The sequence below is a fragment of the Streptomyces sp. NPDC048392 genome (genome assembly GCF_043200575.1).
Taxonomy (GTDB): Bacteria; Actinomycetota; Actinomycetes; order Streptomycetales; family Streptomycetaceae; genus Streptomyces.
In genome coordinates this window covers 72,222-92,887 of record NZ_JBICYB010000026.1, presented here as the reverse complement: position 1 = coordinate 92,887, position 20,666 = coordinate 72,222, and the positions used below count along the sequence as shown (strand labels likewise).

Genomic DNA, 20,666 nt, shown 5'->3' with positions numbered 1-20,666 from the left:
CTGGCGTTGACTTTTGGCACGCTGTTGAGTTCTCAAGGAACGGACGCTTCCTTCGTACTCACCCTCTCGGGCTTTCCTCCGGGCGCTTCCCTTCGATCTTGCGTTTCCGACTCTATCAGATCCTTTTGTGATCCGATTCCCTGTCGGGCGGGATTGTCGTCGCCTTCGGGCTTTCGCTCGTCGACCTTTCGACATTCACTACGCTAGCCGATTTCTCTGCGGACTCATAATCGAGTCCCGCGGGTCGAATTCGGGCATGCGGACATGCCGGAACCGCTCCCGCTGAAGGGAAGTCGTAGCTAGTGGGTTGGCCGCTTCCGGTTGCAGGCGATTGCCGTACCCGGGTCAAGTGGCTCGGGCCACGTTACGCGCCCGCCGAAGGAGAGTCAACTACGGCGCCGCCTCGGGACATGCGCCCGGTACGCGCTGACCGTCGGGTCGCCGGCCACCCAGTAGCGCCACGGGTGGACGCCTCCCTCGCCGGCCACTCCCGTCCGCGGGCCATTGCGTACCTGCTCAGCGAGCACGGGTGCGCCGGTCAGGATGCGCAGCGGGGTGTCCTCGGAAGTGCAGGCGTCCGTGCCGTTCAGAGCGCGGTCCACGCCGAGGGCGGTGGCGAGGCGGGCCGGTCCTTTGGCCAGTTCCCTGTCATTGCGGGCGGTGTGCCGTCGGGTCCGGGCCAGCTCGGCCCCCTCGACGATCTCGCCGGCGCGGAGCAGAACCGCGCTCGCCCTGCCCTCGGGCCCGCAGACCAGGTTCATGCAGAACCACATGCCGTAGGTGAAGTAGACGTACACGTGTCCGGGATGACCGAACATCACGTCGTTGCGGGGGGTGCGACCGCGGTAGGCGTGGGAGCCGGGATCGTTCTGGCCGTCGTAGGCCTCCACCTCCGTCAGGCGGAGGGCGATCGGACCTTCCGGGGTGCTGCGCACCAGGGTGCGGCCCAGGAGGTCGGGGGCCACCTCGAGGACGGGGCGGTCGAAGAACTTCCTGGGCAGGGGCGTACGGTCGGGGCTCGCGATCATGCCGTCCGAGCGTAACGCAGCCGGGGCCGGGCGCGGGGTGGTCAGGGGGCGTCCGCCTTGCCAGGGTGTGGAGGCGCGGAACCGGTCACGGCCGGATCGCGTTTGTAGGCATCGAGGATTCACACGCAAGCCTGGAGACGGAGAGACATGGCGTTCAAGAAGCTGCTCGCGAGCCTGGGGGCCGGCGGGGCTTCGGTCGAGACCGTGCTGAGCGAGGTCAACGTCGTTCCGGGGGGTGTCGTCCAGGGCGAGGTGCGGATTCAGGGAGGGTCCGTCGACCAGGAGATCGAGGGGCTGTCGGTCGGGCTGCAGGCCAAGGTCGAGGTGGAGAGCGGCGACCAGGAGTACAAGCAGGACATCGAGTTCACCAAGGTGCGGCTCGGTGGTGCCTTCCAGCTGAAGGCCGGGGCCGTGCACGCGGTGCCGTTCGGGCTGGAGATCCCCTGGGAGACGCCGATCACAGTGATCGACGGGCAGTCGCTGCGCGGGATGAACATCGGCGTGACCACGGAGCTGGAGATCGCGCGCGCCGTGGACTCCGGTGACCTGGACGCGATCAGCGTGCACCCGCTGCCGGCGCAGAAGGCGATTCTGGACGCGTTCATCCAGCTGGGCTTCCGCTTCAAGAACGCGGACATGGAGCGCGGCCACATCCGGGGCACGCGGCAGCAGCTGCCCTTCTACCAGGAGATCGAGTTCTTCCCCCCGCAGCAGTACCGCGGGCTGAACCAGGTCGAGCTGAGCTTCGTGGCCGACGCGCAGGCGATGGACGTCGTGCTGGAGATGGACAAGAAGCCGGGGCTGTTCAGTGAGGGCAGCGACACCTTCCGTTCGTTCCAGGTGGGGCTGAACGACTACCAGAGCACCGACTGGACGGCGTACCTCAACCAGTGGCTGTCGGAGGTCGGCAGCAAGCGGAACTGGTTCTAGTGGTTCTAGGCTCGGTCATCTCTGCACCCAACGATCAGGAGGTACCGAGGTGACCGAGCTCAAGCGGCGTCCGCTCCCCCATGACTTCCACCCGCCCGTGCCGTCGTTCACGGTCACGAGTGACGACGTCCAGGAGGGAACGACGCTCAAGGACGCCCAGGTCCACGCGGCCGGCAACACTTCTCCGCAGCTGCGGTGGGAGGGCTTCCCCGCCGAGACCAAGAGCTTCGCCGTGACGTGCTACGACCCGGACGCCCCGACGGGCAGCGGGTTCTGGCACTGGGTGGTGTTCGACATCCCGGCCTCGGTGACCGAGCTGCCGGCCGGCGCGGGCAGCGGCACCTTCGAGGGGTTGCCGGACGGCGCCGTACAGGCGCGCAACGACTACGGCAGCAAGGACTTCGGTGGTGCCGCGCCGCCGGCCGGGGACGGCCCGCACCGGTACGTGTTCACGGTGTACGCCGTGGACCAGGAGAAGCTCGGGCCGGACGCGGACGCCACTCCGGCGTTCGTCGGCTTCAATCTGCGGTTCCACACGATCGCCCGTGCCCGGCTCATCGGTGAGTACGAGGTGCCCGCGGACAGCTGAGTGTCCCGAGCGTTCATGGAACGTTTGCCCGCCCCCGGTCTTGGAATGGATCAGGGGCGGGCATTTTTGTTGCCAGGGGTGGCGGGGGCTTCCCCCGCAGGAGCAGCAGATATTGCGTTGTCCATCCCGGCGTGCCCGGCCAGAGTTGATCCAAGCCCGCCAGGGGGTGGGTCGGTGCGCACGGGAGGTGGGCCGGTATGCGGGACACGCTGGTGCTGAACGCGAGCTTCGAGCCGTTGTCGACGGTGACGCTGAACCGAGCCGTCGTTCTGGTGCTCCAGGACAAGGCCGTCGTCGAGCAGGCCCACCCCTCGCTGCGGATGCGCGGAGCCGCGCTGGACATACCCGCGCCGCGGGTGATCAGGCTGCGCCAATACGTACGGGTGCCGTTCCGAAGACGCGCTCCGTGGTCGAGGCGGGGCGTGCTCGTCCGGGACCGTCACCGGTGCGCGTACTGCGGGCGCCGGGCGACGACCGTCGACCACGTGGTGCCGAGGTCGCACGGCGGGCAGGACACGTGGCTGAACACGGTGGCCTCGTGCGCGCAGGACAACCACCGCAAGGCGAACCGGACGCCTGAGCAGGCGGGGATGCCGTTGCTGCGGGAGCCGTTCGAGCCGACGCCCGCCGATGCGATGTTGCTGGCGCTGGCTCAGGACGACTTTGCCGCGCTGCCGGAGTGGTTGGTGCTGGACGCGGCGTGACGGCTCGGCCGCCGGGGCTGGGGGCTTCGGCCCGGCCGCGGGCTGTTCATGGCCGGTCGCGCAGTTTCCCGTGCTCCTCGGGGGCGCGGGTGTCGCCCCCAGCCTTCAGAAGGAGCCGTCAGTCGATTGACGGCTTTTCGCGGCGTTCCTGGGCCGGGACGGCGGCGCCGCCGTTGCCCGAACCGCCGCCCATGCCGCCGAAGTTGCCCATGGCACCGGACAGGCCCTTGAGGGCGTCGCCGATCTCGCTGGGGACGATCCAGAGCTTGTTGGCGTCGCCTTCGGCGATCTTCGGGAGCATCTGCAGGTACTGGTAGGAGAGCAGCTTCTGGTCCGGGTCGCCGGCGTGGATGGCCTCGAAGACCGTGCGGACGGCCTGGGCCTCGCCCTCGGCGCGCAGAGCGGCGGCCTTGGCCTCACCTTCGGCGCGCAGGATCTGGGACTGCTTCTCGCCCTCGGCGCGCAGGATCTCGGACTGCCGGACACCTTCGGCCTGGAGGATCGCGGCGCGCTTGTCGCGGTCGGCGCGCATCTGCTTCTCCATCGAGTCCTGGATGGAGGTGGGCGGTTCGATGGCCTTGAGCTCGACGCGGTTGACGCGGATGCCCCACTTGCCGGTGGCCTCGTCGAGGACGCCGCGCAGGGCCGCGTTGATCTCCTCGCGGGAGGTCAGGGTCCGTTCCAGGTCCATGCCGCCGATGATGTTGCGCAGCGTGGTGACGGTGAGCTGCTCGATCGCCTGGATGTAGCTGGCGACCTCGTAGGTCGCGGCGCGGGCGTCGGTCACCTGGTAGTAGATGACGGTGTCGATGTTGACGACCAGGTTGTCCTGGGTGATGACCGGCTGCGGCGGGAAGGGGACGACCTGTTCGCGCAGGTCGATGCGGTTGCGGATGGTGTCGATGAACGGGACCACGATGTTGAGGCCCGCGTTGAGTGTCCGCGTGTAACGGCCGAAGCGCTCGACGATGGCGGCGCTGGCCTGTGGGATGACCTGGATGGTCTTGATCAGGGCGATGAAGACCAACACCACCAGGATGATCAAGACGATGATGACCGGTTCCATCGCGGTTGTCCGTCCCCTTCTCCGCCTCGGCGCTCCGGCAGATCCTATTGACCTGACTGACCCTGACGACTACTGATCTTACGGCTGTTGAGGATCTTGCTGGTCGAGTCTGACAGACCGTCGCACGACTCGGGGGGCGTTCGGGCCACTTGTGCACGGCGAGGTCACATGACGACGGCCGTGGCGCCGTCGATCTCGACGACGTCCACTTCCTCGCCCGTCTCGAAGCTCCGCCCGGTGTCCAGGGCGCGTGCCGACCAGATCTCCCCGGCGAGTTTGATCCGGCCGCCGGAGCCGTCGACCCGCTCCAGGACGACGGCCTGTCTGCCCTTCAGGGCGTCCACGCCCGAGGCCAGGTGGGGCTGTTGGGAGCGGTGCCGGGCGGCGATGGGCCGTACCACGGCGATGAGGGCGACCGAGACGATGACGAAGACGAGTACCTGGACGACGAGATCCGCGCCCAGCCCGGAGGCGACGGCGGCGGCGACGGCGCCGACGGCGAACATCCCGAACTCCGGCATCGCGGTCACGACGAGCGGGATTCCGAGCGCTGCCGCGACGACGAGCCACCACACCCATGCGTCGATGTCGTTCACACGGTCATGGTAGGTCCGTTGGGCACGCCGGGGACAGGGCGCACGGGGGGCGGGTCAGGACAGCGGGAGTCCCTTCGCGGTCCACCGGTCCCCGGCCTGCTCCACGATGAGGGGAAGTCCGAAGCAGAGGGACAGGTTGCGCGAGGTGAGTTCGAGTTCCAGCGGGCCGGCGGCCAGGATCTGGCCCTGACGGATCATCAGGACATGGGTGAAGCCCGGGGCGATCTCCTCGACGTGGTGGGTCACCATGATCATCGAGGGTGCGATCGGGTCGCGGGCGAGCCGGCCGAGACGGCGGACGAGGTCCTCGCGGCCACCGAGGTCGAGACCGGCCGCCGGCTCGTCGAGGAGCAGCAGTTCGGGGTCGGTCATCAGGGCGCGGGCGATCAGCGTGCGCTTGCGCTCGCCCTCGGAGAGGGTGCCGAACCTGCGGTCCAGGTACTCGGTCATGCCGAGACGGTCGAGGAAGGCGCGGGCGCGCTGCTCGTCGATGTCCTCGTACTGCTCCTGCCAGCCGGCGGTCATGCCGTACGCGGCGGTCAGCACGGTCTGCAGGACGGTCTGGCGCCTGGGCAGCTTGTCTGCCATGGCGATGCCGGCCACGCCGATGCGGGGGCGCAGTTCGAAGACGTCGGTGCCGGGCTTGCCGAGGGTCTCGCCGAGGATGGTGGCGGTGCCGTTGCTGGGGTAGAGGTAGCTGGACGCGACGTTGAGGAGGGTGGTCTTGCCGGCGCCGTTGGGGCCCAGGATGACCCAGCGCTCGCCCTCCTTGACCGACCAGGAGACCTGGTCCACGAGAGCCCGGCCCTCACGGATCACGGATACGTCCTGAAGTTCCAGAACATCGCTCATGAGCGCGTTGTCTCCCCTTGCATTGTGGCCGGTCTCGGCTGTCGCGTACGCCTGTGGTTCGGGCCGCGGCGCCGGTGGGCGCAGGCCCTCCGGGAAATCTACGCCACCGGTCGGCCGCGCTGTTCCATCGGTCCGGTCCTTAGGGTGGGGGCATGCTCTCGGAACCACGCGCAGGGCGCCTTGCCGCCTGGGGAAATGCCCTTATTGCCGGAATGGTCTCGCCGGATGACGCCGCGGTCGCGATCGTCGGCGAGGACGCGGTGCACCGGGTGGAGGGGCTGCCCGGCGAATCGGCGCCGGTCGGTCTCACGCTGGCGCTGGGGCGGCTGCGGGCGCTCGGGGCCAGTGGGCTGCGGATCGCGCTGCCCGCGCCGGGGCATCCGCTGGGGCTGAGCGGGCCGCCGGACTTCAACGCGCGGGCGCTGGAGGCCGAGGAGGCGGTGATCTGCCACGGTGCGGCGCTCGGGCTGGTGCCGGCGGTGTACGAGGCCGGGCCCGGGGGTGACGTGCACGTCGAGGTGGTGTGGCACTGCCTGCCGGTGCGGGAGGCGCCGCCGGCGGATGTGCCCTCGCTCGGGGAGGCGGAGCGTGAGCTGGCGGAGGCGCTGCGGGATGCGGCGGAGGTACTGACGCGGCTGGACGTCGCCGGGTCGGGGCCGGTGGCGGAGGCCGCCGTCGAGGCGTACCGGGCGCGGGCCGAGTTGGGGCGGGAGGTACTGGCGCCGGGGTATCCGCCGCGGGCGGTGCGGGTGCTGGAGCTGGCGCAGCGGGTGGGGATGCTGGTGTCGCTGGCGTCCGAGAACGGGCACGGGGGCGCGGTGAGCGCGTCCGAGATGGCCGCGCGGGGGGAAGCGCTGCGGCCGGTGGAGCGGGTGGCTCGGCGGGCGCAGGTCGCGGCGTACAACTCCGTTGTGGTGGAACGGGGGCGGTGACGGCACCGTGTCCCGGCGGGTGCCCGGCGTGGGTGCGGGTGCGGGTGCCCGGCGTGGGTGCGGGTGCCCGGCACGGAGGCGGGCGCCCGGCAGCGGCGTACAACTCCGTTGTGGTGGACTGGAGCGGCGACGGCGCCGTGTTCTGGCGGGGTGCCCGGCACGGAGGGCGGGCGTCGGCCGGGGGCGTGCTGCTCGGCGCTGGCGAGGGGCCGCAGCGCCCGCCCGTGCCGCCCCAGCGGCACGACTGCCCACTGCTGGGGCGGTATGCGAGTGCCCGCAGCTGAGAGCGGAAGGCCGGGGGCGGCGTTGGGGCCGGGATCAGTGGTTGACGCCCAGGTTGCCGAAGGCCGGGTTCAGGACGCCGATGACGTTGACGCTGTTACCGACGGCGTTGACCGGGATGTGGATCGGTGCCTGGACCAGGTTGCCGGAGGCGACGCCCGGGGAACCGATGGTCTCGCCATGGGCGTGGGAGCCGCCGTCGGTGGCGGAGGCCATGCCCGCACCGGCGGCGATCAGCCCGCCGGCCACCATCGTCACGGCTGCGGCCTTCTTCAGGTTCTTCACTTACAAGCCCTCCTTGCGATCGCCGCGGCAATCACCGCGGCACGCACTGAAGAACGGTCGGCGCCCTCGAAGGATGCGCCATATGGGGGACATTCCCACGACGGTATGAATCTCCGACCGGAAGGGAACCCTCCGGGTTGCCGCCGCGTACCGGCCCGTCAGGGCGGTCAGCCGGTCACGCCGTGGCGTACGGCCCACAACGCGGCCTGGGTACGGTCCGCCAGGTCGAGTTTCATCAAGATGTTCGAGACGTGGGTCTTCACGGTCTTCTCGGACAGCACCAGCGCGCGGGCGATCTCCCGGTTGGAGCGGCCGTCCGCTATGAGGCCCAGCACCTCGCGCTCCCGCTCGGTGAGGGAGCCCGCTCTGACCGGGCCCGTGTTGCTCCCCTCCTGGCTCAGCAGGACGCCCGCGATCTCGGGCTGAAGCAGGATGTGGCCCGCGTGGACGGAGCGGATGGCACCGGCCAGCGCGTCGGGGTCGACGTCCTTGTACACGTAGCCGGCCGCGCCCGCCCGCAGGGCCGGGACCACGGTGCGCTGCTCGGTGAAGCTCGTGACGACCAGCACGCGCGCGTGGTTGTCCAGCTCACGGAGTCTGCGCAGCGCGTCGACGCCGTCCATGCCCGGCATCTTGACGTCCATGAGGATCACGTCGGGTTTCAGTTCCTCGGCGCGGTCGACGCCCTCGGCGCCGTCCGCGGCCTCGCCGACCACCTCGATGTCGTCCTGGACCTCCAGGAAGGTGCGCAGGCCCCGGCGGACCACTTGGTGGTCGTCGACGAGCAGCACCTTGATCGCGTCAGCCACCGGGAACCTCCATCTCGATCGTGGTGCCCTTGCCGGGCGCGGACCGCACGGTCAGTCTGCCGCCGGTGCCGCCGGCCCGGTCACGCATCGAGACCAGGCCGAGGTGGCGTCCCGCGCGGCGGACCGTGCGCGGGTCGAAGCCGACACCGTCGTCACTGACTCGCAGCACCGCTCCGGGCCCCCGCCGGTGCAGGTTCACGTCGACGTGTTCCGCCCCGGAGTGGCGCAGGGCGTTGTGCAGTGCCTCCTGTGCGACACGCAGCATCGCCTCCTCCTGGGCGACCGGCAAAGCCCTGACCCCGTGGCTCGCGAAGGTCACGCGCGCGGCGTGGGCCCGGTCGAGGACCTGGATCTGGGTACGCAGGGTGGCGACCAGGCCGTCCTCCTCCAGGGCGGCGGGACGCAGCTCGACGACGGCGGCGCGCAGCTCGTCGGCGGCCTCCGCGGCCAGCGTGGCGACCTGGTGCAGCTCGCTCTTGGCCCGCGCGGGGTCGCGGTCGACCAGGGCGGTGGCGGCCTGGGCGGTCAGGCGCAGCGAGAACAGCTTCTGGCTGACCGCGTCGTGCAGCTCGTGGGCGAGCCGGGAGCGCTCTTCGGCGATGGTCAGTTCGCGGCTGCGCTCGTACAGGCGCGCGTTGGTGAGGGCGATCGCGGCATGCTGGGCGAGGATGCCGAGCAGTTCCTCGTCGTCCGGGGTGAAGCCGCAGGTGCCCGTTGGCTTGGGGCAGTTCTTGTTCGCGAGGAACAGGGCTCCGATGACCTCGTCGCCGTCGCGGATCGGCAGCCCCAGGAAGTCGACCAGATCGGGGTGGGCGGAGGGCCAGCCGCCGAAGCGGGGGTCCGCGCGGACGTCGGCGAGGCGCTGGGCGGTGGCTTCGCGGAGCATCGCGGCGAGGACGCCGTGCTGGCGCGGCAGGGGACCGATGGCCTTCCACTGTTCGTCGGTGACGCCGTCGACCACGAACTGGGCGAAGCCGCCGTGGTCGTCGGGGACGCCGAGGGCGGCGAACTGCGCGTCGAGCAGCTCGCGGGCCGAGGCGACGATCGTCTTGAGGACGTCGCGCACCTCGAGGTGCCTGCTCATGGCCAGCAGCGCGGAACTCACCGCGGTGAGGCCGGACCGGGGGCCGTGGCTCATGTCCTCACGGTACCCGCGGGGGGAGGCGGCGGGATCGGCCCCGTGACCGCCGTCGCCTAGGGCGGTGGGCCTAGGTCCTGTCGTCGAAGTCCCGTCTGCCCGGCGGCGTCATGCACGCACTCTCGCCGTACCGGGCCCTGACCCGAGTACATCCGGTACGAGGCCCGGGACCGGCACGCCGAGAGCACGCACCCGACGCCGCGGGGCCGCCCTCCGGGCGACGACGCGAGTTCGACGACAGGATCTAGGACCGGGTGTCCCGCCCGTCGGGCTTAGGCCGAAGGACCCTGAGCGGTTGGGGCCCGTGCCCGAGGTGGCCGGTGGGGCCGGGTTCCTAGGTTGGGGATCACGCCGGCCGAACGGACGGCGGGACGACGAAGGGGACGGTGCCATGCCGGTTGCGATCATCACAGGGGCGTCCAAGGGGCTGGGCCGGGCACTCGCCGATGCCCTGGCGGCGCGGGGGTGGGACCTGGTGCTGGACGCCAGGAATCCCGAGGTGCTCAGGGAGACGACGACGGAGCTGGAGGCGTACGGCACGCGCGTGACGGCGGTGCCCGGTGACGTCGTCGACTCCAGGCACCGGACGGGGCTGGTGACGGAGGCCCGGCGGCTGGGCGGGGTGGATCTGCTGGTCAGCAACGCGAGCGCGCTGGGCGCCGAGCCGCTGGTGCGGCTGGAGGAGCTGCCCCTCGAAGGACTGCGGCGGGCTCTGGAGGTGAACGTCGTGGCCGCACTGGGCCTGGTCCGGGAGGCCCTGCCGTCGCTGCGGGCGGCTCCCGCGGGTGCGGTGGTGACGATCAGCTCGGACGCGGCCGCCGGGGCGTACGAGGCGTGGGGCGGCTACGGGGCGTCCAAGGCGGCCCTGGACCGGTTGGCGGCGGTGCTGGGCGCCGAGGAGCCGGGGTTGCGGGTCTGGGCGGTCGATCCGGGGGACATGGCCACGGACCTGTACGCCGCGGCCGTACCGGACGACGACGATCCGCGGCCGGACCCGGCGAGTGTCGTGCCGGCGCTGCTGCGGCTGCTGGACGAGCGGCCGGCGAGCGGGCGCTACGGGGCGCCGGCGCTGCTGGGGGCGCGGTGATGTCGCCGTTGGCGCTGAGGGTTCCGGAGGAGCTGTCGGCCCGGGTGCCGGTCGAGCAACGGCAGCCCGGCCTGGACCGGGACGGTGTTCGGCTGCTGGTGTCGCGCGGCACCGAGGTGTCGCATCACGGGTTCGGGGAGCTGCCGGGGCTGCTGCGGGCCGGTGATCTGCTGGTGGTCAACACGTCGCCCACGCTGGCCGCGGCCGTGGACGGCCGGGTCGGGTACGCGCGCGTTGTGGTGCATTTCTCCACGCGCGGGGAGGACGGCCGGTGGGCGGTGGAGCTGCGGCAACCGGACGGGAGGGGCACCACGCGCGCGCGTGCGGAAGTGAGGGGTCCCGCGCAATCGCGTGCGCGGGCGCGGGGCGAAGCGCTGTCCGCCGAGGAGGGTGGTGGGGGACGGGCGGGCGGTGCGGCGGGGACGGAGGTGCTGCTGACGGGTGGTGCGCGGTTGGTGCTGGAGGAGCCGCTGAGTCCGCGCGGGGAGCGGTTGTGGTGGGCGCGGGTGTCGGGGGCGGAGGTGCCCGCGGTGCTGCGGGAGCACGGGCGGCCCATTCGTTATTCCTATACGGAGCGGGATCAGCCGCTGTCCGTCTACCAGACGGTGTTCGCGTTGCCGTCCGGGGACGGGACGGGCAGTGCGGAGATGCCGAGCGCGGCGCGGCCCTTCACCGCGCGGCTGGTGGCGGAGCTGGTGAGCCGGGGGGTGCAGTTCGCGCCGGTGACGGTGCACACGGGGGTGGCCTCGGCGGAGTCGCACGAGCCGCCGTATCCGGAGCGGTTCGCCGTGCCGGAGGCGTCGGCGCGGCTGATCAATGCCGTCCGCGCCGGTGACGGGCGGGTGGTGGCGGTGGGGACGACCGCCGTGCGGGCGGTGGAGTCGGCGGCCGGTACCGACGGGGTCGTACGGGCCCGGGCCGGGTGGACCGATCTGGTCGTGACCCCGGCGCGCGGGGTGCGGGTGGTGGAGGGGCTGCTGACGGGGCTGCACGAGCCCGAGGCCTCGCATCTGCTGATGCTGGAGGCGGTGGCGGGACGGGCGGCGATCGACCGCGGGTACGACGCGGCGGTGCGGGGGCGGTACCTGTGGCACGAGTTCGGGGACGCCCATCTCCTGCTGCCGTAGGAGGGCGCCGCAGACCCCTCACACACTGCATTGCTCCAGCAACCAACAGTGAGAAGGGCAGGCGGGTGATGTGAGCCCGCGCATAGGGCACACATCACGTACGAAGGGGAGTAGGAGAACGACTCGTCCGTTTTGAGCGGGGCAGCAGTCCAATCTGCCCCGATTCGCCCTTCCCTGATCCACTACCTCGGATCGTACGTCACACCTTTGCCTCCGGATTTTGCGGCCGCTAACAATTGCTCTCGTCGCTCAGCGCCGTGGGTCTCGCCCCGCGGCGTTTGTGCCGGAAGCACCAACTGTCCCCACCGGACGAGAGCGACCTCCGCGCTATTCGAAGAGGTCTATCCCGCCATGCTCAAGAACATCCTTCCCCGTGGTCGCAGTCGTTCCCTGAACCGCACCCACAAGGTCGCGATAGCCGGTGTCGGCACGCTCGGCGCCGCCGCCGTCGCCCTCACCGCCGTTCCGGCCAGCGGCCAGACGACCACGAGCGAGGCCGCTCCCACGGCCAAGGTGGCGTACAGCACCAAGCAGATCCAGGACGTGCACGCCGGCATCACCGGCCAGCTGGCCGGCGCCGGACAGAAGGTCGCCGCCATCGACGCCAAGAAGGAGGCGGCCGCGAAGAAGGCCGCCGCCACGAAGAAGGCCGCCACGAAGAAGGCCGCCGCCGAGAAGGCCGCCGCCAAGCGCGAGGCGAAGGAGACCGTCAGCCGGTCCGCCAAGCGCACCGAGGTCAAGAAGGCCTCGGCGAAGTCCTACCCGAACAACCTCGACGGCTGGATCCGCGAGGCCCGGGCCATCATGGCCAAGCACGACATCCCGGGCACCTACAGCGGCATCCACCGCAACATCATGCGGGAGTCCTCCGGCAACCCGAAGGCCATCAACGACTGGGACATCAACGCCATCAACGGCATCCCGTCGAAGGGCCTGCTCCAGGTCATCCCGCCGACGTTCAAGGCGTACCACGTGCCCGGCACGTCCTGGAACATCTACGACCCGGTCGCCAACATCGCCGCCGCGTGCAACTACGCGGCGGACAAGTACGGCACCATGGACAACGTCGACAGCGCGTACTGAGGTCGGCGCGGACCTCTTCGCGACGTCGCCGACGCCGATCCGTACGCCGAAGGGCGGCACCCTCCTGACGGGGTGCCGCCCTTCGGGGCCTTGCGGGCCCTCGGAGCCTTCGGTCTCCGGGCTACTTGCGCATGACCTCGGGCTCGTGGCGGCGCAGGAAGCGGGCGACGAAGAAGCCGCAGATCACGCCGAGGACGATCAGGGCGGCCATGTCCATGCCCCAGGCGCCGACCGTGTGCTCCCACAGCGGGTCGGACCCGGCCCCCTTCTCGGGCGGGCTGATCCGGTTGAAGTCCAGCGTCGCGCCGGCCGCGGCGACCGCCCAGCGCGAGGGCATCAGGTACGAGAACTGGTTGACGCCGACCGCGCCGTTCAGGGCGAAGAGGCAACCGGTGAAGACGACCTGGATGATCGCGAACATGACCAGCAGCGGCATGGTCTTCTCGGCGGTCTTCACCAGCGAGGAGATGATCAGGCCGAACATCATCGAGGTGAAGCCCAGCGCCATGATCGGCAGAGACAGCTCGACGAGCGTCGCGCCGCCGAGGACCAGGCCCTCTTCCGGGATCTCACGGGTGGCGAAGCCGATCACGCCGACCAGCAGGCCCTGCAGCACGGTGATCACACCGAGCACGAAGACCTTGGACATCAGGTAAGCGGACCGGGACAGACCCGTCGCGCGCTCCCGCTCGTAGATCACCCGCTCCTTGATCAGCTCGCGGACCGAGTTCGCGGCGCCGGCGAAGCAGGCGCCGACCGCGAGGATCAGCAGGACCGTGGTGGCGGTGCCGTTGGGGATGATCCGGCCGGTCTCCGGGTTCGCGGGGTTGGGAAGCAGGCCCTTGTCCGCGTCGATGAGCAGGCTCACCGCGCCCAGCACCGCCGGCAGGATCACCATCAGGGCCAGGAAGCCCTTGTCGGAGGCGATGACCGACGTGTAGCGCCGCACCAGCGTGACGAACTGGGACGTCCAGCCCTGCGGCTTCGGCGGCTTCATCGCCTGCATCGGCGATACCTGTACGGACTGCGGTGCGACGGCGTCCAGGTCCGCGGCGTACATCTGGTAGTGCTGCGAGCCCTTCCAGCGGCCCGCCCAGTCGTAGTCACGGTAGTTCTCGAAGGCGGAGAAGACGTCGGCCCAGGTTTCGTAGCCGAAGAAGTTCAGCGCCTCCTCCGGTGGGCCGAAGTAGGCCACCGAACCGCCCGGCGCCATCACCAGCAGCTTGTCGCAGGTCGCCAGCTCGGCCACCGAGTGGGTGACGACGAGGACGGTGCGGCCGTCGTCGGCGAGGCCGCGCAGCAGCTGCATGACGTCGCGGTCCATGCCCGGGTCGAGACCGGAGGTCGGCTCGTCCAGGAAGATCAGCGAGGGCTTGGTGAGCAGTTCCAGGGCGACGGACACGCGCTTGCGCTGGCCGCCGGACAGGGACGTGACCTTCTTGTCCTTGTGGATGTCCAGCTTCAGCTCGCGCAGTACCTCGTCGATGCGGGCGTTGCGCTCGGCGGCCGTGGTGTCGGCCGGGAAGCGGAGCTTCGCCGCGTACTTGAGCGCCTTCTTGACGGTCAGCTCCTTGTGCAGGATGTCGTCCTGCGGGACCAGACCGATGCGCTGGCGCAGCTCGGCGAACTGCTTGTACAGGTTCCGGTTGTCGTAGAGGACCTCGCCCTGGTCGGCGGGCCGGTAGCCGGTGAGCGCCTTGAGCAGCGTCGACTTGCCGGATCCCGACGGACCGATGACCGCGATCAGTGACTTCTCGGGTACGCCGAAGGAGACGTCCTTGAGGATCTGCTTGCCGCCGTCGACCGTGACGGTCAGGTGCCGGGCGGAGAAGGACACCTCACCGGTGTCGACGAACTCCTCGAGCCGGTCGCCGACGATCCGGAACGTCGAGTGGCCGACGCCCACGACGTCGGTCGGGCCGAGCAGCTGGGAGCCGCCCTTGGCGATCGGCTGGCCGTTGACGTACGTGCCGTTGTGCGAGCCCAGGTCGCGGATCTCCATGCGCCCGTCGGGCGTGGAGTGGAACTCCGCGTGGTTGCGGGAGACCTGCAGGTCCGAGACGACCAGGTCGTTCTCCAGGGCACGGCCGATGCGCATCACCCGGCCGAGCGAGAACTGGTGGAACGTGGTCGGACTGCGGTCCCCGTGGACCGGTGGCGCCCCCGCCGCGCCGCCGGGTCCCTGCTGCCGGGGGAAGTGCGGCGCGGCCTGATGCTGCTCCGGCGGCTGCTCCGGCGGCCGCTCCTGCTGCCAGCCGGCCTGCTGCTGCCCGTGGTGCGGGGTCTGCTGTTGCGGAGCCTGCTGCGGCGGCGGCTGCGCGGGCGGTGCCTGCTGGGCCCAGCCCGCGTTCGCGCCCTGCGCGGCGTACGGCTGCTGCTGCGGCTGGGCCTGCGGCGTGCCGAGCGGGGCCTGTGCGCCGGTCAGGCTCACGCGCGGCCCGTCGGTCGCGTTGCCCAGGTTCAGCACCGTGCCGGCGGCGAGCTCCAGCTGCTGGACCCGCCGGCCGTGCACGAACGTGCCGTTGGTGCTGCCGTGGTCCTCGACGACCCAAGTGCGGCCGTTGAAGCTGATCGTGGCATGCCGCCAGGAGACCCTGGCGTCGTCGAAGACAAGTTCCCCCTGCGGATCGCGTCCTAGCGCGTATGACCGGGACGGATCGAGCGTCCAGGTCCGTCCATTGGATTCCAGTACGAGTTCCGGCACTCCATGCCCCACTGAGTTGTCCCCCGATGTACCCCCGTCGCGGGGAGTCTAGGGATGTCGAACATCGGGGGGAACTATTTCAGGCTCGGGCCCCTGACCGAAAGTCGGGCCTTGTAGAAGAGTGCGTAGGCGCCCATCGGCCGTTCCCGCTGACGGGGTTGAAACCTGCTCGGAGAGTGGTATTCCACGCGAGGGGGACATGAGCGGCAACCTGGCCGCGCAGCGGGTTGGGGGGGTTCGCCATGAGTGTGACCACAGGAGGCGGAGCCGAGGGGCACGGCACCGGGGTGCCCTGGGGCGACGTACTGATGTCCGCGATCGCGTCCGTGAGCTGGGCGTTGATCGGTATGGCGGGCACGGCGGCGCTTGGCCTGCATCTGCTGGGCGCGGACGCGGCGGGCTCGCTCGGGCCGATGACGGCGGCGGTCGTGGCGCTCGGGGCGGGTGGTTCGGTCACGCCGTCCGGTGACGTGTCCGCGTTCGGACTCGATGGAGCCCAGGCGCACACGGCCATCGAGATCACGCCACTGGGGGTCGGTCTGGTCGGCGCGCTGTTCCTGTCGTTCTTCTTCCTACGGTCTCTTCGGGCGGCCGGAGTTGTCGTCGCCCCCGTCGAACTCCTCGCGCGCGCGGGCGCGGTGGTCACGCTGTTCGTGGCGATGGCGGGCGGACTGGCCTGGGCCGGCCACGACGTCGTCACGATCGACGGCGGTTCGCTCGGGGTCGACGACCTGCCCGGTGGCGGCGGTGGAGGCGGGCTGGAGGTTCCGGGGCTGGGCGATGTGGGGGACATCGGTGGGCTGCTGCCCGACCGGATCGGTGACCTGGTCGACGCCCGGGCCGCCGTCGGGTTCACCGTCGACACCGCGCCGACGCTGCTGGGCGGGCTGGTCTGGTCCGCCGGGGTACTGCTGATCGCTCTGCTGGCCTCGCGGCGTACTCCGCTGCCGCGCGGCTGGGAGGCCGTGCACCGGGTGGTGCGGCCGGCCGTGTCCGCGCTGGTCACGGTGGCGCTGACGGCGGTGGCGGCCGGCCTCGCGGCGGCGGCCTACGCGGCGTCCGGCGACGACCGTCCCCGGCGGATCGCGGGGGCCGCGCTGCTGGGTGCGCCGAACGGGGTCTGGCTCGGCGTCCCGATCGGCCTGTTCGTGCCGTGGGACGGGCGGGCCACCGGTGAGCTGGTACGGGTCCTCCCGGCACCGCTGGACGACCTGTTGGGCGCCGGCGCCGGGGAACCGGTCACGCTGGGGCGGCTGGCGGAGCTGGACGGACGGATGTGGCTGCTGGGAGTGGCCGCCGCACTGATGATGCTGCTGGCCGGGGTACTGACGGCGGTACGGACACCCGTGACGCCCGGGGAGGCACGTTCCCTCGCCCACGCCGGGCGCTGCGCACTGCGGCTGGGCGTCGCCGGCGCGTTGACGCTGCCGCTGTTGGCCCGGCTCACGGAGGTGTCCGTGGACGCCTCCCTGTCGGTACTCGGCATCGACGCCTTCGGCGCGGGCATCGACCTGCGCGGCCACCTCGGCACTGCCCTGCTGCTGGGTGCGGCGTGGGGCGCGGGCGCGGGGGCCGCCGGGGCGCTGCTGGCGCGGGCGAGCGGGGCGGCGGGGACGAGGGCGACACGGTTGGCACGGGATACGGGCTTGGCACGGGGTGCCGGGGCGGCGACGGAGGGCGTCGTCGCGGGTGGTCCGGGGGACGCGGGGTCGCCGCCGGGCCCGTACCGGCCGGGCAGGGCGCACCGGCCGCCCGACCCGGGCACCAATCCCTACCTGCGGCTGCCGGAAGAAGTGAGGCCGGGTCCGGGGGGCCCGGGGCCGAACCCGAGACCGGGGCCGTGGGATGCGGAACCGGGGCCCAGCCCCCGGCCGGGAACGGCACCGGGGCCGGGACAAGAGCCGTGGCTCCAGCCTGGCGCGGAACCGAGGCCCGGGCAGACGCCGGACCCGCGGCCGGGGGCGTGGCCCGGCCCGGATGCGGAGGGCACGGCACCCGGGTCGTGGCCGAAGCGGCGCGCTGAACCCCGGTCGGGGCAAGAACCGTGGCCAGAACCGTGGCCAGAACCGTGGCCAGAACCAGGCACCGGTCCGGGGGCGGGCCGGGGAGCAGCCCCGGGCGGGGGCTCGGGGGCGCGCTCAGAGGCTGGGGAGCCGGAGGATGCGCGGCCGTCCTGGCCCCCCGCCCCGCCGATCCGCGATGCGGGGCCGTTGCCGGGGGCCGGCTGTACCGCGCCCGGGTCACAGCCGGCCGGCGACGCGGGACTCGGGCAGGAGCGGGGTCCGGGGCAAGGACAGGGGCCGGGGCAAGGACAGGGCCAGGCGGGCCCGGCGCAGCACGGAGGTGGTGGCGTGGGCCCTGGGCACGGTGCTCCCGGGCAGCACGGCGACGACGCGGGGCAGGCACCCGACGGGGCGGACGGGCGGTCCGACGACGTGGACGACGGCATGTACGGCGCCCCGACGGTGGCCGGGCCGCTCGGCCCGCCGCCGGGGGCTCCGCGGCGGCCTCCGGGGCCGGGGGACCGGCCGTCGTCCCGGCCCTGGGGTGAAGGCCCTCCTCCCCCGCCCCCTCCCCCGCCTCCCGCGCCGCCGCGACGGCCCGGGGACGGGCGGTGAAGGGCGGTGAAGGGCTGCCGCGCCGCGGTAAGGGGCCCCCACCGTCACGTGCCCCGTGAGCGAACGCCGCCCCCGCGCCACGCGGCCCCGAACGGGAGGCTTGACGGCGGCCGGCGCCCGCGCATCCGCGCGCCCGGCCTCCGCCCGCTCGGTTCGGGGCGAAGAAGTCCCCGAACCCGTACCCGTCCCCTCCCCCGCCCCGCGTGTCCGCCAGGCGGACCTCGGGGGCGGGCGGCACCGGGTGCCGGATACGGTGGGAACACCATGAGCGCTTCGCAGACCTCTGACGTCCCCACGCTTCTCGTCAAGATCTTCGGCAAGGACCGGCCGGGCATCACGGCCGGTCTCTTCGACACTCTCGCCGCGTACTCCGTCGACGTCGTCGACATCGAGCAGGTCGTCACCCGTGGCCGGATCGTGCTGTGCGCGCTCGTGACCGAGCCGCCCAGTGGTCTGGAGGGCCATCTGCGGGCGACCGTCCACAGCTGGGCCGAGTCGCTGAAGCTGCAGGCGGAGATCATCTCCGGCATCGGCGACAACCGGCCGCGCGGTCTCGGCCGCTCCCTGGTCACGGTGCTCGGGCACCCGCTCACCTCGGAGGCGACCGCCGCCATAGCGGCCCGGATCACCGAGTCCGGGAGCAACATCGACCGTATTTTCCGGCTGGCCAAGTACCCGGTGACCGCCGTCGAGTTCGCGGTGTCCGGCGTGGAGACCGAACCGTTGCGCACGACGCTGGCCACCGAGGCCGCGGCGCTCGGCGTGGACATCGCGGTCGTCGCGGCAGGGCTGCACCGGCGGGCTCAGCGCCTGGTCGTGATGGACGTGGACTCCACACTGATCCAGGACGAGGTCATCGAGCTGTTCGCCGCGCACGCCGGCTGCGAGGACAAGGTCGCCGAGGTGACGGCGGCCGCGATGCGCGGGGAGCTGGACTTCGAGCAGTCGCTGCACGCGCGCGTGGCGCTGCTGGCGGGGCTGGACGCCTCGGTGGTGGAGAAGGTGCGCGCCGAGGTGCGGCTGACGCCGGGGGCCCGCACGCTGATCCGCACCCTGAAGCGGCTCGGCTACCAGGTGGGCGTCGTCTCCGGCGGCTTCACCCAGGTCACCGACGACCTGAAGGAGCGGCTGGGGCTGGACTTCGCCCAGGCCAACACGCTGGAGATCGTCGACGGCAGGCTGACCGGACGGGTCACCGGGGAGATCGTGGACCGGGCGGGCAAGGCCCGGCTGCTGCGCCGGTTCGCCACGGAGGCGGGCGTACCGCTGTCGCAGACCGTGGCGATCGGTGACGGCGCCAACGACCTGGACATGCTGAACGCGGCCGGGCTCGGGGTCGCCTTCAACGCCAAGCCGGTGGTGCGCGAGGCCGCGCACACCGCGGTGAACGTGCCCTTCCTGGACACGGTGCTCTATCTGCTGGGCATCACCCGCGAGGAGGTCGAGGCCGCGGACACGCTGGACGAGGGTCCCGGTGAGGGCCTCGGTGATGAGGGCCTCGGGCTGCCCCTCGGCCGCCCCTGACCCGGCGGGCGAGCAGCAGGGGCTTGGCGGGCGAACGGGCGGGGCAGGGGCCCGGCGGACGCACCGGAGGACGAGCAGGCCGACGCACGACCCGGCGAAGGTCCGGGCCGTCGTGCGGGTGCCGGGCTCTGTCGCCTGGGGCGGATCAGTCGGTCGGCGCCCAGTAGTCGACCAGGGAGGCCCTGCCCGGCTCCACGTCCTTCCAGGAGCCCGCGAAGGTCAGGACGGCGAAGGCGGCGGTCGGAAAGCCCCGGTTGCCCATCCGCTCGCGCACCTCGGGCTCGGCGGAGCCGGTCAGAATCTCGGTCAGTGCCTCCATGCCCGGGTTGTGGCCGATCACCACCAGGTTCCGCAGGTCGTCGGGGGTCTCGTTGAGCACGGCGATCAGCTCCCCGGGCGAGGCATCGTAGATCCGCTCCTCGTAGACGGTTTTCGGCCGGTGCGGGAACTCGTGGACGGCGAGCTTCCAGGTTTCCCGGGTCCGGGTCGAGGTGGAACACAGAGCCTGGTCGATGGGCACGCCGGTGTCCGCCAGCCGACGTCCGGCCTCTGCGGCGTCCTTGCGGCCCCGGTCGGCGAGCGGCCGCTCATGGTCGGTCACCTGTGGCCAGTCGGCTTTCGCATGCCGGAAGAGAACAATCCTGCGTGGTTCTGCGACGCTCATGGCATCCAGCTTCGCATGAAACAGGCCACGGGGCTCTGGGAGTTGACATGCGGATTCACCGTCGGACGGGCATCGGAGGCTCTGTTCCGGGGTCAGCGCGCGGTCAGCTGCTCCAGCCGCTCCAGAAGATGGGCGAGCGCGGGCTGCTCCGCGGCCGCGTGGGCGTCGGCGGGATCGAGTATCAGCAGGAGCAGCGCGACGAAGGCGAGCACGGGCAGGGCGAGGGCCCACCAGGGCAGCCGGATGTCGACGGCGCCCCGGGTCGCCCGGGGAGGCCGCGTGTGGGTAGTGGCCGACATGAGTGCCTCCGCTGGTCCTCGGACGTCCCTGGTCCGTGCTCCGCTGCCCGCGTGTCGCGGGCGCATCTCGAAGCTACGGAATCCGCGGGACCCGCCCCATCCGGAGGTCCACCCACTTGACCCTGACCCTCGCCCCCTAGGGGATGGGGGGTTAACCCCACCGTCCGGACGACGGGTGCGGGGTCACGGCGAGGCGATCGTCGCGATGACGCCGATGATCACGAAGATCAGGAGGAAGGCACCGAAGACGATCAGCATCTTCTTCTGGCCGTGCTGGGGATTAGGGTCGAGGACTGGCATACGGCAAGTCTCGCATCCGTCGCCCGGGCCGGGTCCGGCGGACCGCCGA

Annotated in this window: 19 protein-coding genes and 1 pseudogene; 9 read left to right on the top strand and 11 right to left on the bottom strand. The window is 71.6% G+C overall.

Annotated elements, in window-relative coordinates:
• Positions 1–386: 386 nt before the first annotated feature.
• Positions 387–1,028, bottom strand: a complete 642-nt coding sequence (locus ACGFYH_RS27810; protein WP_393805916.1) for a DNA-3-methyladenine glycosylase — start codon at positions 1,026–1,028, stop codon at positions 387–389.
• 147 nt (positions 1,029–1,175) lie between these two features.
• Between ACGFYH_RS27810 and ACGFYH_RS27805 the strand changes: the two genes are divergently transcribed.
• The 3 genes from ACGFYH_RS27805 to ACGFYH_RS27795 all read left to right on the top strand — a co-directional run bounded on the left by ACGFYH_RS27805 (position 1,176) and on the right by ACGFYH_RS27795 (position 3,251).
• Positions 1,176–1,958, top strand: a complete 783-nt coding sequence (locus ACGFYH_RS27805; RefSeq protein WP_393805915.1) for a sporulation protein — start codon at positions 1,176–1,178, stop codon at positions 1,956–1,958.
• Positions 1,959–2,007: 49 nt separating this feature from the next.
• Positions 2,008–2,547 (top strand): YbhB/YbcL family Raf kinase inhibitor-like protein, encoded by a 540-nt coding sequence (locus tag ACGFYH_RS27800; protein ID WP_393805914.1) that lies wholly within the window; start codon positions 2,008–2,010, stop codon positions 2,545–2,547.
• Between the two features lie 197 nt (positions 2,548–2,744).
• Positions 2,745–3,251 carry an HNH endonuclease gene (locus ACGFYH_RS27795; protein ID WP_393805913.1) on the top strand — a complete coding sequence of 169 codons (507 nt, stop codon included), beginning with the start codon at positions 2,745–2,747 and terminating at the stop codon, positions 3,249–3,251.
• A gap of 118 nt (positions 3,252–3,369) precedes the next feature.
• Here the strand turns inward: ACGFYH_RS27795 and ACGFYH_RS27790 are convergent, their stop codons facing one another.
• From ACGFYH_RS27790 to ACGFYH_RS27780, 3 genes are all read right to left on the bottom strand, one after another.
• A complete protein-coding gene (locus ACGFYH_RS27790) occupies positions 3,370–4,317 on the bottom strand; it encodes an SPFH domain-containing protein (protein ID WP_393805912.1) in 948 nt (315 codons plus the stop codon).
• A 164-nt stretch (positions 4,318–4,481) separates the two neighbouring features.
• Positions 4,482–4,913, bottom strand: a complete 432-nt coding sequence (locus ACGFYH_RS27785) for an NfeD family protein (protein WP_393805911.1) — start codon at positions 4,911–4,913, stop codon at positions 4,482–4,484.
• Between the two features lie 54 nt (positions 4,914–4,967).
• Entirely contained in the window at positions 4,968–5,765 is a 798-nt protein-coding gene (locus ACGFYH_RS27780; RefSeq protein WP_393805910.1) for an ABC transporter ATP-binding protein, read from the bottom strand.
• A gap of 152 nt (positions 5,766–5,917) precedes the next feature.
• On the opposite strand from ACGFYH_RS27780, the gene ACGFYH_RS27775 reads away from it, so the two are divergent.
• Positions 5,918–6,697 carry a hypothetical protein gene (locus ACGFYH_RS27775; RefSeq protein WP_393805909.1) on the top strand — a complete coding sequence of 260 codons (780 nt, stop codon included), beginning with the start codon at positions 5,918–5,920 and terminating at the stop codon, positions 6,695–6,697.
• Positions 6,698–7,015: 318 nt separating this feature from the next.
• On the opposite strand, the gene chpE is transcribed toward ACGFYH_RS27775, so the two are convergent.
• The 3 genes from chpE to ACGFYH_RS27760 form a co-directional block, all read right to left on the bottom strand.
• Positions 7,016–7,264, bottom strand: a complete 249-nt coding sequence (gene chpE / locus ACGFYH_RS27770; protein WP_393805908.1) for a chaplin ChpE — start codon at positions 7,262–7,264, stop codon at positions 7,016–7,018.
• A gap of 167 nt (positions 7,265–7,431) precedes the next feature.
• Positions 7,432–8,073, bottom strand: coding sequence for a response regulator (locus tag ACGFYH_RS27765; protein ID WP_393805907.1), 642 nt, complete (start codon positions 8,071–8,073; stop codon positions 7,432–7,434).
• On the bottom strand, positions 8,066–9,211 hold the full coding sequence (locus ACGFYH_RS27760) for a GAF domain-containing sensor histidine kinase (protein WP_393805906.1): 1,146 nt from the start codon (positions 9,209–9,211) through the stop codon (positions 8,066–8,068). The genes ACGFYH_RS27765 and ACGFYH_RS27760 overlap by 8 nt, the downstream gene beginning before the upstream one ends.
• Positions 9,212–9,602: 391 nt before the next feature.
• Here ACGFYH_RS27760 and ACGFYH_RS27755 point away from each other — a divergent pair, with 391 nt between their 5' ends.
• The 3 genes from ACGFYH_RS27755 (at position 9,603) to ACGFYH_RS27745 (ending at position 12,508) form a co-directional block, all read left to right on the top strand.
• Positions 9,603–10,298 carry an SDR family NAD(P)-dependent oxidoreductase gene (locus ACGFYH_RS27755; protein WP_393805905.1) on the top strand — a complete coding sequence of 232 codons (696 nt, stop codon included), beginning with the start codon at positions 9,603–9,605 and terminating at the stop codon, positions 10,296–10,298.
• Positions 10,298–11,425 (top strand): S-adenosylmethionine:tRNA ribosyltransferase-isomerase, encoded by a 1,128-nt coding sequence (locus tag ACGFYH_RS27750; RefSeq protein WP_393805904.1) that lies wholly within the window; start codon positions 10,298–10,300, stop codon positions 11,423–11,425. Before ACGFYH_RS27755 ends, ACGFYH_RS27750 begins: the two co-directional genes overlap by 1 nt.
• A gap of 351 nt (positions 11,426–11,776) precedes the next feature.
• On the top strand, positions 11,777–12,508 hold the full coding sequence (locus ACGFYH_RS27745; RefSeq protein ID WP_393805903.1) for a transglycosylase SLT domain-containing protein: 732 nt from the start codon (positions 11,777–11,779) through the stop codon (positions 12,506–12,508).
• Between the two features lie 121 nt (positions 12,509–12,629).
• Here ACGFYH_RS27745 and ACGFYH_RS27740 read toward each other — a convergent pair whose 3' ends face one another.
• Entirely contained in the window at positions 12,630–15,212 is a 2,583-nt protein-coding gene (locus tag ACGFYH_RS27740; protein ID WP_393805902.1) for an FHA domain-containing protein, read from the bottom strand.
• Between the two features lie 242 nt (positions 15,213–15,454).
• Here ACGFYH_RS27740 and ACGFYH_RS27735 point away from each other — a divergent pair.
• Both ACGFYH_RS27735 and serB read left to right on the top strand, forming a co-directional pair.
• Positions 15,455–17,308, top strand: a pseudogene (locus ACGFYH_RS27735) (streptophobe family protein); the annotation flags it as partial.
• A gap of 786 nt (positions 17,309–18,094) precedes the next feature.
• Complete coding sequence (gene serB, locus ACGFYH_RS27730; RefSeq protein ID WP_393805901.1) at positions 18,095–19,354, top strand: phosphoserine phosphatase SerB; 1,260 nt, start codon at positions 18,095–18,097, stop codon at positions 19,352–19,354.
• A gap of 145 nt (positions 19,355–19,499) precedes the next feature.
• Here serB and ACGFYH_RS27725 read toward each other — a convergent pair whose 3' ends face one another.
• The 3 genes from ACGFYH_RS27725 to ACGFYH_RS27715 all read right to left on the bottom strand — a co-directional run bounded on the left by ACGFYH_RS27725 (position 19,500) and on the right by ACGFYH_RS27715 (position 20,617).
• Positions 19,500–20,018, bottom strand: a complete 519-nt coding sequence (locus tag ACGFYH_RS27725) for a SixA phosphatase family protein (RefSeq protein ID WP_393805900.1) — start codon at positions 20,016–20,018, stop codon at positions 19,500–19,502.
• Between the two features lie 92 nt (positions 20,019–20,110).
• Positions 20,111–20,317, bottom strand: a complete 207-nt coding sequence (locus tag ACGFYH_RS27720; RefSeq protein ID WP_393805899.1) for a hypothetical protein — start codon at positions 20,315–20,317, stop codon at positions 20,111–20,113.
• Positions 20,318–20,500: 183 nt separating this feature from the next.
• Positions 20,501–20,617, bottom strand: a complete 117-nt coding sequence (locus ACGFYH_RS27715; RefSeq protein ID WP_393805898.1) for an SGM_5486 family transporter-associated protein — start codon at positions 20,615–20,617, stop codon at positions 20,501–20,503.
• Positions 20,618–20,666: the final 49 nt, after the last annotated feature.